The sequence below is a fragment of the Martinezella dioscoreae genome (assembly GCF_009176305.1).
Lineage (GTDB): Bacteria > Pseudomonadota > Alphaproteobacteria > Rhizobiales > Rhizobiaceae > Rhizobium > Rhizobium dioscoreae.
The window spans coordinates 26,465-38,596 of the sequence record NZ_BLAJ01000003.1 but is presented as its reverse complement, the minus strand read 5'-3'; the positions used below and the strand labels follow the sequence as shown (position 1 = coordinate 38,596).

Below are 12,132 nucleotides of genomic sequence, written 5' to 3'. Positions count from 1 at the left end.
GGCGGTTCTACGCGAGCGTCTTTTCCATCAGGAAGTTCGAGAAGATCTGGCCGCGCTTTTCTACCTGTTGCGAGGTCACGACGACAAAGCCCTTGCGCTCGAAGAAGGGGCGGGCCGTCAGGCTCGCTTCCGTGAAGATCCGTTGAAGGCCCCGTTCGCGGGCCGCATTTTCGACGGTTGCAAGCAACAGGCTGGCGACGCCTTTTCCCTGATAATCGGGCGAAACGAACATCATATCCAGGCAACCATCCGATTTCAGATCGGTAAAGCCGATGGGTTTCGAATCGTCCATCGCAAGCCAGGTCGGCCGGCTCGCTCGATATTGTGCCCATTTTTCTGCATCATCGACCTTCGCCCAGGCAGCGATCTGGGCCGGGTTGTAGTCCTTGGACGCCACCTCGCGAATGGCTCTCAGGAAAATATCGATCGTGGCTTCGGCGTCATCCGGTTCGTAAGATCTGACGGAAAACCTGTCCTGCGGAGCCGGCATGATAGTTCTCCCCGCAACGCCTAACGTTCGAATAGGACGTTGGACCTGTCCTTGAGCACGAGTTCGCCGATACGGCGGAAGCCGATTTTTTCGGCAACCCGTATCGACGGCAGGTTCTCGAAATCCACGATGCAGGTCATGCGACGGCCTGCGAACAGTCTGTCCGCCCAGGCAATCGCCGCATTCATGGCTTCCGTAGCATAGCCCTTGCCCTGCATTGGCGGCGTAATGCCCCAACCGGCCTCCAGCGTGCCTTCCGTCATCGGCGTCATGTCGCGATGCAGGTCGAGGAATCCCACTTCGCCGATCAACCGGCCGCTTTGGCGTTCCTCGACGGCAAAGAAACCGAAGCCGAGATGATGCCATAGGCCGGCATAGCGTAACAGTCGGGCCCAAACCTGCTCGCGTGTCGGCATCTCGCCGCCGATGAAGCGGACAATCTCCTTGTGCTTCCAGAGCTCGAGGAATTCTTCGAAATCATCAAGCGTATGGCCGCGCAGCAGAAGCCGATCAGTCGTCAATGTTGGAATGTGGGTCATCGGGTCAGGTCTTTGCCGAAAATGTTTTTGGTGATGGTCAGTCGTCCGAGGCGCCGGGCTCGCCGTCCCAGTAGTCGAGGTTGGTGGCAGCGGCGCGGCCGATGGCGCGGAACGCCGTCTTGCCGCCGCTATAGGTCTTGGCCAGGAACTTGCCGGAATCGGGATATTCCACGATCTCGGTCCGCGCCTTCGTTGAAATGGCGAGATAGGTGAGCACGCTGGGGCCGATGTTGATCAGCTGGTGTGCCGTTTCCGGGCCGCCGGCCGGAGCTCCAAGAATATCGCCCTTGCTGACCGTGATCCGCTGGTCGCCGAAGCGGTATTCGCCTTCGCCGTCGAGAATGACGAACATCTCCTCCTCGACATGATGATTGTGAAATGGACAGCCGGATTTGCCCGGTGGCACCTCGTTGTAGCTGATGCCGAGCTGCTTCAGCCCGAGCTTCGCCCCGAAGGACGTGTCGCTGCCGGCAAAGAAGCTGCCTTGCTGCCAATGTTCCAGTTCAAGCTCGCCGACATTGATGGCGGGTGTGGATTTCTCTGTCATGAACCTCCCCCTTGCAGGCTGCAAATTATTACCGAAGCGGTTGCGTGTGCGAAAGCCACAATTTCCGCGGTGCGCCGATCATTTCCAAATAGGGTCGGAATCGGACCGCGCCATTGAAAAACACTTGCCAAGCGAGGCTCGCCGTGATTTGACCCGGGCCTAACAAGGTGCCGCGCCCTCTCAAATTGCAGGTGATGTATGACCAGCTCTTCCAACGCTCATATCCTTATCGTCGAAGCTCGCTTCTATGACGATATGGCCGATGCACTGCTCGACGGCGCCAAGGCCGCTCTCGATGAGGCAGGCGCGACCTATGACGTCGTTACCGTCCCCGGCGCGCTGGAGATCCCCGCAGCAATTGCCATGGCGCTAGATGGCGGCGACAATGGTAATGTGGTTTATGACGGCTATGTGGCTCTCGGCATGGTTATCCGCGGCGAGACCTATCATTTCGATATCGTCGCCAATGAATCCTCGCGGGCTCTGATGGATCTGGCCGTCAGCGAATCTCTTGCGATAGGCAATGGTATCCTCACCGTCGAGAACGATGAGCAGGCATGGGCGCGTGCGCGCCGTTCGGACAAGGACAAGGGCGGTTTCGCTGCCCGTGCGGCGCTGACCATGATCGCGCTGAAAGAGAAGTTGGGTGCATAATAGATGAGCAATCAGGATAACGAGCGACCGGCCAAGCCCGCCAACCAGCGGGGTGCCGCACGTCTTGCGGCGGTTCAGGCGCTCTATCAGATGGATATCGGCGGAACCGGCGTTCTGGAGGTGGTGGCTGAATACGAGGCCCACCGTCTCGGGCAGGAGCTGGATGGCGAGACCTATCTGAAGGCCGACGCATCCTGGTTCCGCTCCATCGTGTCGGGCGTCGTGCGTGAGCAGACCCGGCTCGATCCGCTGATTGGTTCCGCGCTTCAGGATGACTGGGCGCTGTCGCGTCTCGACAGCACCGTGCGCGCTATCCTGCGCGCCGGCACTTTCGAGCTTATCGACCGCAAGGACGTGCCGGTCCCGGTCATCGTCACCGAGTATGTCGAGATTGCGCATGCCTTCTTCGAGGAGGACGAGCCGAAGCTCGTGAATGCCGTGCTCGACCGAATCGCCAAGCAGGTTCGCGGCGAAGCGAAGAAATAGGCTTCGCCGGACGTTCAGATCGCGATGTAACGCATTTTCGTTTTCTTCGTTCGCGCCTGATTTCATCTTCGAATATTCTTTTGAACCTCCTGCGGGTGTTTTACCTGCGGACGGTCTTGACGCGACGTTTTCCCGCCATCAATCTCGCAACTGCACATCAGCCGATCTCCTGGAGGAGGGGACCGATCGTTGTCGCAGGCGGCCGGGGGAGGAGTAAACCGCCGGCTTTTTTGGAGGGAAAAAGCGAAATGTCGATTCTTTTAGGAGTGATCGCATGCGGACTGCTCTCGGTCATCTATGCCGTATGGGCAACCCGGTCGGTGCTCGCTGCCGATCAGGGCAATGCCCGCATGCAGGAGATTGCCGGGTATATTCGTGAAGGAGCGCAAGCCTATCTGGCGCGCCAATATAGAACCATCGCCATCGTCGGGATCATTGTTTTCATCGCGGCCTGGCTCCTCTTGTCGGCCGAAGCCGCGTTCGGCTTCCTGATCGGCGCAATCCTCTCAGGCGCCGCAGGTTTCATCGGCATGCATGTCTCCGTGCGCGCCAATGTTCGAACCGCGCAAGCCTCGTCGCAGAGCCTGTCTGCAGGCCTCGACATTGCCTTCAAGTCCGGTGCCATCACCGGCATGCTAGTTGCAGGTCTCGCCCTGCTCGGCGTCTCCATCTACTTCTATGTGCTTACCGGCATCCTCGGTCACGAAGCGGGTTCGCGTGACGTGATCGATGCGCTCGTCGCCCTTGGTTTTGGCGCCTCGCTGATTTCGATCTTCGCCCGTCTCGGCGGCGGTATCTTCACCAAGGGGGCCGATGTCGGCGGCGACCTCGTCGGCAAGGTCGAGGCCGGCATCCCGGAAGACGATCCGCGCAATCCCGCCACGATCGCCGACAATGTCGGCGACAATGTCGGCGATTGCGCTGGCATGGCAGCCGACCTGTTCGAGACCTATGCGGTGTCCGTCGTTGCGACCATGGTTCTCGCCGCCATTTTCTTCGCCGGCTCCCCGATCCTCGGTTCTGCCATGATCTACCCGCTGGCGATTTGCGGCGCCTGCATCATCACCTCGATCATCGGTACCTTCTTCGTCAAGCTCGGTGTCAATGGTTCGATCATGGGCGCTCTTTATAAGGGCCTCATCGCGACCGGCGTGCTGTCGATCGTCGGTCTGGCCGCAGCCACCTCGCTCACCATCGGCTGGGGTTCGATCGGCACCGTTGGCGGCTTCGACGTTACCGGCACGAAGCTCTTCACCTGCGGTATCGTCGGTCTCATCGTCACGGCGCTGATCGTCGTCATCACCGAATACTACACCGGCACCAACAAGCGGCCGGTCAATTCCATCGCCCAGGCGTCGGTTACCGGTCACGGCACCAACGTCATTCAGGGCCTTGCCGTCTCGCTGGAATCGACGGCATTGCCGGCAATCGTCATCGTCGGCGGCATCATCGCCACCTACCAGCTCGGCGGCCTGTTCGGCACGGGTATTGCTGTTACCGCCATGCTCGGCCTTGCCGGCATGATTGTCGCGCTCGATGCCTTCGGTCCGGTGACGGACAATGCCGGCGGCATCGCGGAAATGTCGCATCTTCCGCCGGAAGTGCGCAAATCCACCGATGCGCTGGACGCGGTCGGCAACACCACCAAGGCCGTCACCAAGGGTTATGCCATCGGTTCGGCCGGTCTCGGTGCGCTCGTGCTGTTTGCCGCCTATTCGAACGACCTGCAATATTTCGCGGCGCACGGCGACAAGTTCCCGTATTTCGCCAATGTGGGCACGATTTCGTTCGAGCTTTCAAACCCCTACGTCGTTGCCGGCCTGCTGTTCGGCGGTCTGATCCCCTATCTCTTCGGCGGTATCGCCATGACGGCCGTCGGTCGTGCCGCCGGTTCGATCGTGGAAGAGGTGCGCCGGCAGTTTCGTGAAAAGCCCGGCATCATGCAGGGCACCGAGCGTCCCGACTATGGCCGCGCCGTCGATTTGTTGACCAAGGCTGCCATTCGGGAAATGATCATCCCGTCGCTGCTGCCGGTTCTGGCGCCTGTCGTCGTCTATTTCGGCGTCCTGCTGTTGTCCGGCTCCAAGGCCTCTGCCTTTGCCGCTCTCGGCGCCTCGCTGCTCGGCGTGATCATCAACGGCCTCTTCGTCGCCATCTCGATGACGTCGGGCGGCGGCGCCTGGGATAACGCCAAGAAGAGCTTCGAGGACGGTTTCGTCGACAAGGACGGCACGCGCCACATGAAGGGCTCGGAAGCTCACAAGGCATCGGTGACGGGCGACACCGTCGGCGATCCCTACAAGGATACGGCGGGTCCGGCCGTCAATCCGGCGATCAAGATCACCAATATCGTCGCCCTGCTGTTACTTGCGATTCTCGCCGGCTAAGCGAAGCAGACCGAACGCAAAAAGAAAACCCGCGGGGCGCAGTGCCTCGCGGGTTTTTCGTTGAGATATCGTCCCGGTCTTACTGGCCCGGGTTGAGGTTGTTGAGGAAGTTCCGTGCGCCGTTGACGCCGCTTCCGCTGCCCTGGAGGATCTGCTGCAGGAAGGTGATGTCGCGACCACCGGTCGGGGTCGTGCGGCTGATCATGTCGAAGACCTTGCCGTCCTTCAGCGTGTAGTTGGCTTCCTGCTTCACCACGCCGTCCTTGTCGAAATAGATCGCCAGAATGTTCTGGTCGACCAGCTTCGGCTTCATGAAGGCGACGGCGCGCGTACGCTTCTGGGAGATGTAGTAGAAGACCTCGCCATCGAAGGTTGCGGTGGTGGAAGGCGTGCCGAGCGACAGCAGGACCTGTTCGCGGCTCGAACCGACCGGCGCGAGCGCCAGCGACTGCGGGTCGAAGATGTAGCCGTTGTTCATGACCTCACTGGTCTTGCATCCCGAAAGGCCCATGGTCGCAATCACCAGGGCGATGGCGGCAGCGCTGCTGAAAGTAATGTCAGACTTGAAATACCGTCTGGTCAACGACATCTCATCTCCCCTAATGAATCAATCCGATGGCCGGACGGCCGATATGACCTTGCTGTGCACATCATTGTGGCCTTTCCGCGATGGCAAAAGGCACAATCATGTTGTTCGGCACTCTTCGTCACCGATCATGCACAACGTGACGACGGTAAGGGCTGGAGCCTCGAAGCGGGCACAAACGGCATTGCAATTCGCGCTTGCTTCGGTAAACCAGCTTTTGCGTGGATGCAACAAGGCCAAGCAAAAACGGCGCGCTCTGAGGGAGCCAATTCCGGGAATTTTCATGATTTTTGGGCTCTTCCGTAAAAGAAATCACAATCAGATCATCGTGGTCAGGCAGTATGAGATCCTGACATCCATGGCGCGGCAGCCGGTTTTCTATACCGACTACGAGGTGCCTGATACGGTGATGGGGCGCTTCGAATTGCTGTCTGTCATGATGATCCTGTTCTTTCGCCGTACGCGGTCTTCGGCAACAAGCGGCCAGGAGCTGGCGCAGGAAATCGTGGATGCCTTCTTCGAGGATATCGATTATTCGATCCGCGAGCTCGGTATAGGCGACAACAGCGTGCCGAAGCGCATGAAGAAGCTGGCCGGCATGTTTTATGGACGGCTCGAAAGCTATGCGGGTGCCATGGATAGCGATGATCGCACCGCGCTTGCCGCGGCGCTACAGCGCAACATCTATCCCAAGGCGAATGAAAATGCGGCATCCATGCGTTCGCTGGCCGATTGGATGATGATCGCAGAAGCGCACTTGGCGACCATAACCGAAAATCAGATCGCTACGGGCTCGGCGACGCTGCCAGTGCCAGATAAAGTCGGCCAACGGGCCGGTTAGGAGATAAAAATGAAAAGACACGACTCCGATGAAACGCCGTTCTCCTATCCGGTGAAGGTGGGGCATATCTCCGCCAATCCGGTGGATGTGCACCTCGAGGCTGACGATCGCGAACTGGCCGGGCTCGCTGCTCTCTGGGATGTTCTCTCGGTCGGCAAGCTAGAAGCCGACCTCAAGATTTCTCGCTGGAAGCGCGACGGCGTGCGCATCAAGGGCAATGTGAAGGCAAAGATCGTTCAGGCTTGCGTTGTCACACTCGAGCCGGTCGAATCTGATATCGACGAGGACTTCGAGCACATCTTCGTGCCCGAGGATTCCAAACTGGCGCGTGCGCCCTCTGTGGATGCCGGAGAAATGATACTTGATCCCGATGGTCCGGATCTTCCGGAGACCTTTACCGGTGACACGATTGATGCCGGCGCGGTCGTTGCGGAATTTGCCGCTCTCGCCATTGATCCCTATCCGCGCAAGCCTGGCGTCGAATTCGAAGCGCATATTGAAGACACGGGCGAAGATGACAGAAAACCGTCGCCCTTCGCTGTTCTGAAAGACTGGAAAAAGGAATAGGCCCCGGTGCCGTTCGAGCACAATTCAGTTGTAACCGGGGGAGAAAACGGTATTTTGACGCCAAATTCGCCCGTCGCGGCGAAGAAAAAGGACTAGGGACGCGTGATCAGAATTTCTCTTGACCTAATGGGTGGCGACTTCGGCCCTGAGGTTGTTGTTCCCGGCGCGGCCAAGGCGCTGGATAGGCATCCCGATATCACATTCGTCATGTACGGACAGAAGGAACGCTGCGAGGCGGTCCTCGCCAAATATCCCAAGCTTCGCGAAAAATCGGTCTTTCACGAATGCGAGGTTGCCATCAGCATGGATGAAAAGCCGAGCCAGGCGCTTCGCCGCGGCCGCTACGTCTCCAGCATGTGGCGCTCGATCGAGGCGGTGAAGACGGGCGATGCTGATGTCGTCGTGTCCGCCGGCAATACCGGCGCGCTGATGGCGATGGCGAAATTTTGCCTCCGCACCATGGCCAATATCGAACGCCCGGCAATCGCGGCGATCTGGCCGACGCTGCGTGGCGAAAGCATCGTGCTTGATGTCGGCGCCACGATCGGCGCCGATGCCCAGCAATTGCTCGACTTTGCCCTGATGGGCGGCGCCATGGCACGCGCGCTCTTCGAGATCGAGCGCCCCACCGTCGGCTTGCTGAACGTCGGCGTCGAGGAAATCAAGGGGCAGGAGGAAGTCAAGGACGCCGGCCGCCTCATTCGCGAAGCCAATCTCGAATCGCTTGAATATTCCGGTTTCGTCGAGGGCGATGATATCGGCAAGGGCACGGTCGACGTCGTCGTCACGGAAGGCTTCTCCGGCAATATCGCGCTGAAGGCGGCCGAAGGCACGGCAAAGCAGATCGGCGCCTATCTGCGCGCCGCCATGTCGCGCACGCTGCTTGCACGCATCGGTTATGTCTTTGCCAAGGGCGCCTTCGACCTGCTGCGCGAAAAGCTCGATCCCAGCAAAGTCAATGGCGGCGTCTTCCTTGGCCTGAACGGCATCGTCATTAAGAGCCATGGCGGTGCGAATGTCGAAGCCTTCGCAGCTGCCATCGATGTCGGCTACGATATGGCCAAGAATGGGCTCACGCAGAAAATCGAAAACGATTTGAAGAGATATCATGCCAAACGGCTGCCCCCTATCGGGCCGGAAGCGGCATGAGAGACGGGGTATACGCAGAATGATCCGTTCAATAGTCCGCGGTTTTGGGGCGGCGCTCCCCAAACGCGTCATGACCAATGCCGAGATGGAGCAGATCGTCGACACGAGCGACGACTGGATCGTCCAACGCTCGGGCATTCGTCAGCGCTACATCGCCAGTGAAGGCGAAACCACGGCGTCCCTGGGCGAGCAGGCGGCACGCGCCGCTCTCGCCAATGCCGGGATGACACCGGATGACCTCGATCTGATCATCGTTGCCACCTCGACGCCGGACAATACTTTTCCCGCAACGGCGGTGAATATCCAGAACAGGCTCGGTATGCATCATGGCTTCGCCTTCGATGTCCAGGCCGTCTGCACCGGCTTCGTCTATGCGGTGACCACGGCTGACGCCTATATTCGCGGCGGCCTTGCCAAGCGCGTACTCGTCATCGGCGCCGAGACATTTTCCCGCATCCTCAATTGGACCGACCGCACGACATGCGTTCTCTTTGGGGACGGTGCCGGCGCGCTGATCCTGGAGGCCGGCGAGGGGAGTGGCGCCAATAGCGATCGCGGCGTGCTGACGGCAAGCCTGCGCTCCGACGGTTCGCACAAGGACAAGCTTTATGTCGATGGCGGCCCGTCAACAACGGGAACCGTCGGCGTTCTCCATATGGCGGGCCGTGAGGTCTTCAAGCACGCCGTCGGCATGATCACCGACGTCATCCAGGCCGCATTCGATGCAACGGGCACCACGCCCGACGATCTCGATTGGCTCGTGCCGCATCAGGCCAATCGCCGCATCATCGATGGTTCCGCCAAGAAGCTCGGAATTGCTCCCGAGAAGGTTGTGGTCACCGTGGACCTTCATGGTAACACATCGGCTGCATCAATTCCGCTTGCGCTCGCCGTTGCGGCAGGTGATGGACGAATCAAGAAGGGCGACCTGGTGATGCTGGAGGCTATGGGTGGCGGCTTCACCTGGGGCGCGGTCCTGCTGCGCTGGTAGTGCCACATCTCTAAAAGCCGTTCCGAACAAGAGCTTGACCGTTCGGCGCAACGGCAATAGTCTCGCGAAACTTGAAGAAGATTACGCAGCAATATGGGCGGGGAGCTATGACGGGCAAGACAGTGACGCGCGCAGACCTAGCGGAGTCGGTATTCCGGAAAGTCGGTCTCTCCAGAACGGAGTCGGCGGAGCTCGTCGAGACTGTGATCGATGAAATTTGCAACGCCATCGTGCGTGGGGAAACGGTAAAGCTCTCCTCGTTTGCGACATTCCAGGTGCGTGACAAGAATGAGCGCATTGGCCGCAATCCGAAAACCGGCGAGGAAGTGCCGATCTCTCCGCGGCGTGTCATGACCTTCAAGGCGTCGAACGTCCTCAAGACCCGCATTCTGAAAGCACATGCGAGCCGCAAGGCGAAGGCCAAGCCGGTAAATCCTGCCTCCTGATCCATCCTTATGATTTCTGTTTTCGCTCGACCGCATGCCTTGTCGTGCGGTCGCTCCAGTGCATCTTCTGTGTTGATTTGTCGCCAGCCTGTGCAGCGGCTGAAGATGTGACTTGAATTTCCACCGCCAAACCGTTGAAATATGGTGAGTCGTATCATGGAACGATACGAATGCCGACATCCGCTTTGCGTGATCCGGCCAAACGGCGCTGCATGCGCAGTGTGGGAGTATGATGATGGACAAGAGCCCGGATGCATTTCGCACGATCAGCGAAGTCGCGGAAGACCTTGATCTGCCGCAGCATGTCCTACGGTTCTGGGAGACCCGGTTTCCGCAGATAAAGCCGATGAAGCGGGGTGGCGGCCGGCGCTACTATCGCCCCGAGGACGTCGACCTGCTGAATGGTATCCGCCATCTCCTCTACGATCACGGCTATACGATTAAGGGTGTTCAGAAGCTTCTGAAGACCAACGGCAACAAGTTCGTCATCGCTGTCGGGCATGGTGATCTGGCCAGTGTGGAGGCGCTTGCGGCGGCCCAGGAGCCTGCCGCCATGGAGCCCCGCGTCGCCTCTGCCAATTCCGACGAAGACCAGATCGTCGGCCGCGCCAAGGCGCCGATCAGCCGCCGTTTCTTCAATTTCGTCAGCGGTGACGATGGCGTGCCTGACGTCTCCATTGGCAAATCGAGCGTCGGCAAGGAAGATCGCGCTTTGCTTCAGGAGACGCTTTACGATCTTCTGGAATGCAAGCGTCTCCTCGATCAGGTGCGATAAGACTGCCCGCGCCCCGGGTCGCACGTGTTGGGGATTGCGTTTAAAGCATATTATGTTGCAGGTGTATGCATTCTCTTGTCCGATGCATGTTTCGGCTACCTGTGGTGCGTTCGTTTTGTCATTGCGACAGGCATGTGACATTTTTGTCACGTCTGCTACTCTTCTGCGTTGTAGGAATTAGTTCGGCAGCCTTATTAACTTGCTGGGGCAAGCTCACGGGTTCAGTTTGACGGCGAAGCTTATTGCTTCGCCCTGTTTGAGGGGAACAGTCAGGCTATGGAGGGGCACGCTGTTGTCTGCCGGGAGACTCCATCTCTGACGGATAGTCGAATGGAGACACCATGAACATCAAGAGCCTTCTTCTTGGCTCCGCCGCTGCCATCGCCGCGGCGAGCGCCGCCCATGCCGCCGATGCTATCGTCGCTGCGGAACCCGAACCGCTTGAATATGTCCGTATCTGCGATGGATACGGCACAGGCTATTTCTATATTCCCGGCACTGAAACCTGCCTGAAAATCGGCGGAAAGGTTCGCACGGAGGGTGAGTGGTATGACGCCTATAATCCGCGCAGCAAGGTCGGCACGCTCTGGCATGAGCGTGTGGAGCTCAACGTCGATACGGCGACCGACACCGAATACGGGCCGTTGAAGACCAATACCATCTTCCGCTGGGAGTGGAACGATGGGGGCGCGACATCCTCGAAGCTGCTGTTTGCCAATATCAGCCTCGCCGGCTTCACGGTGGGTAAGCTCGATTCGCAATTCAATCTTTACGCCGGCTATGCTGGCGATGTCATCAACGACGACGTGATCTATGACGGCCCGTATGAACTTAATCAGCTGACCTATAAATACGAGCCGGACAATGGCTTCTCGGCTATGATCTCGCTGGAAGACTCCAATTCCACTTCCGACGGCGAGGCCTCCTACGGTGCAGGCTGGTGGACGGACGACAAATCCAACCACTATGCTCCCGATGTTGTGGCCGGCCTCGGCTATAAGGCAGGCAACTGGGGCATCAAGGTTGTCGGTGGTTATGACTCCATCGTCGAAGAGGGTGCCATCAAGGCTCGTCTCGACGCCAAATTCGGTGGCGTGGAAGCCTTCCTGATGGGGGGCTGGAATACGGACGGCGACAAGCTGAACAAATATGCAGGCACGAACCAGGATATCTCGGCCTGCACGAGATCGAACGGCACTGTGAATGCCGCCAAATGCGGCTGGGGTGACTGGGCGCTCTGGGGCGGCGTCGGCGTCCCGGTCAACGACAAGCTGAAGTGGAACCTGCAGCTCGCCTATACAGAGTCGAAGATGTTCGAAGCGACCACAAACCTCAAGATCTATCCGGTCAAGGATTTCCTGGTCGAGCCGGAACTCACCTATGTGCACTACGACTACATCAAAGATGATACGGTCGCCGGCATCCTTCGTTTCGAACGGAACTTCTGATCGAAAACACGCCCGCCGTCTTGATGGGCTGCGGGCGTGCAAATCGGATATGAGGGCCCCGTCTCAACGGGGTCTTTTCATTTTGCGCTATGCTGCTATCCGGTCGTTAAGCACGATGCCATCCTTGCGTGCAGTTTTGCCACGACTTGACGGATTTTCGCGCGATGCTTGATAAGGTTGGCTTGCTAAAGCTTACCTTTGGCTGTATTTCGCTTTCCGGGGTTGT

The 12,132-nt window shown here is 58.9% G+C and carries 14 protein-coding genes; 10 read left to right on the top strand and 4 right to left on the bottom strand.

Features of this window, described 5'->3' with window-relative positions:
- Nucleotides 1-7 precede the first annotated feature (7 nt).
- Genes GDN47_RS12020 through GDN47_RS12010 form a run of 3 tightly spaced genes read right to left on the bottom strand, consistent with a single transcriptional unit; the run spans nt 8 to nt 1,576 of the window.
- The gene (locus GDN47_RS12020; protein ID WP_152093460.1) at nt 8-490 is read right to left on the bottom strand and encodes a GNAT family N-acetyltransferase; all 483 of its coding nucleotides are present in this window, start codon (nt 488-490) and stop codon (nt 8-10) included.
- Between the two features lie 20 nt (nt 491-510).
- Entirely contained in the window at nt 511-1,029 is a 519-nt protein-coding gene (locus GDN47_RS12015; protein ID WP_152093459.1) for a GNAT family N-acetyltransferase, read from the bottom strand.
- 37 nt (nt 1,030-1,066) lie between these two features.
- Nucleotides 1,067-1,576, bottom strand: coding sequence for a cupin domain-containing protein (locus GDN47_RS12010; RefSeq protein WP_152093458.1), 510 nt, complete (start codon nt 1,574-1,576; stop codon nt 1,067-1,069).
- Between the two features lie 198 nt (nt 1,577-1,774).
- Between GDN47_RS12010 and GDN47_RS12005 the strand changes: the two genes are divergently transcribed.
- The 3 genes from GDN47_RS12005 (at nt 1,775) to GDN47_RS11995 (ending at nt 5,103) form a co-directional block, all read left to right on the top strand.
- Nucleotides 1,775-2,230: a 6,7-dimethyl-8-ribityllumazine synthase gene (locus GDN47_RS12005; protein WP_069616248.1), complete on the top strand. Its 456-nt coding sequence runs from the start codon at nt 1,775-1,777 to the stop codon at nt 2,228-2,230.
- 3 nt (nt 2,231-2,233) lie between these two features.
- Nucleotides 2,234-2,716 (top strand): transcription antitermination factor NusB, encoded by a 483-nt coding sequence (nusB, locus tag GDN47_RS12000; RefSeq protein WP_047627120.1) that lies wholly within the window; start codon nt 2,234-2,236, stop codon nt 2,714-2,716.
- A 248-nt stretch (nt 2,717-2,964) separates the two neighbouring features.
- On the top strand, nt 2,965-5,103 hold the full coding sequence (locus tag GDN47_RS11995; protein ID WP_113354712.1) for a sodium-translocating pyrophosphatase: 2,139 nt from the start codon (nt 2,965-2,967) through the stop codon (nt 5,101-5,103).
- Nucleotides 5,104-5,182: 79 nt separating this feature from the next.
- On the opposite strand, the gene GDN47_RS11990 is transcribed toward GDN47_RS11995, so the two are convergent.
- Nucleotides 5,183-5,692, bottom strand: coding sequence for an outer membrane protein assembly factor BamE (locus GDN47_RS11990; protein WP_069616250.1), 510 nt, complete (start codon nt 5,690-5,692; stop codon nt 5,183-5,185).
- Between the two features lie 280 nt (nt 5,693-5,972).
- Here GDN47_RS11990 and GDN47_RS32680 point away from each other — a divergent pair, with 280 nt between their 5' ends.
- The 7 genes from GDN47_RS32680 (at nt 5,973) to GDN47_RS11955 (ending at nt 11,906) form a co-directional block, all read left to right on the top strand.
- The gene (locus tag GDN47_RS32680; RefSeq protein WP_069616334.1) at nt 5,973-6,530 is read left to right on the top strand and encodes a ubiquinol-cytochrome C chaperone family protein; all 558 of its coding nucleotides are present in this window, start codon (nt 5,973-5,975) and stop codon (nt 6,528-6,530) included.
- A 9-nt stretch (nt 6,531-6,539) separates the two neighbouring features.
- Nucleotides 6,540-7,097, top strand: a complete 558-nt coding sequence (locus GDN47_RS11980; protein WP_095434461.1) for a YceD family protein — start codon at nt 6,540-6,542, stop codon at nt 7,095-7,097.
- 102 nt (nt 7,098-7,199) lie between these two features.
- The gene (gene plsX, locus GDN47_RS11975) at nt 7,200-8,246 is read left to right on the top strand and encodes a phosphate acyltransferase PlsX (RefSeq protein ID WP_113329028.1); all 1,047 of its coding nucleotides are present in this window, start codon (nt 7,200-7,202) and stop codon (nt 8,244-8,246) included.
- 19 nt (nt 8,247-8,265) lie between these two features.
- Nucleotides 8,266-9,237: a beta-ketoacyl-ACP synthase III gene (locus GDN47_RS11970; RefSeq protein ID WP_113329027.1), complete on the top strand. Its 972-nt coding sequence runs from the start codon at nt 8,266-8,268 to the stop codon at nt 9,235-9,237.
- A 107-nt stretch (nt 9,238-9,344) separates the two neighbouring features.
- Nucleotides 9,345-9,683 carry an integration host factor subunit alpha gene (locus tag GDN47_RS11965; RefSeq protein WP_069616254.1) on the top strand — a complete coding sequence of 113 codons (339 nt, stop codon included), beginning with the start codon at nt 9,345-9,347 and terminating at the stop codon, nt 9,681-9,683.
- A 229-nt stretch (nt 9,684-9,912) separates the two neighbouring features.
- Nucleotides 9,913-10,458 carry a MerR family transcriptional regulator gene (locus GDN47_RS11960; protein WP_069616255.1) on the top strand — a complete coding sequence of 182 codons (546 nt, stop codon included), beginning with the start codon at nt 9,913-9,915 and terminating at the stop codon, nt 10,456-10,458.
- A gap of 341 nt (nt 10,459-10,799) precedes the next feature.
- Nucleotides 10,800-11,906, top strand: coding sequence for a porin (locus GDN47_RS11955; protein ID WP_113329026.1), 1,107 nt, complete (start codon nt 10,800-10,802; stop codon nt 11,904-11,906).
- The last annotated feature ends 226 nt before the right edge of the window (nt 11,907-12,132 follow it).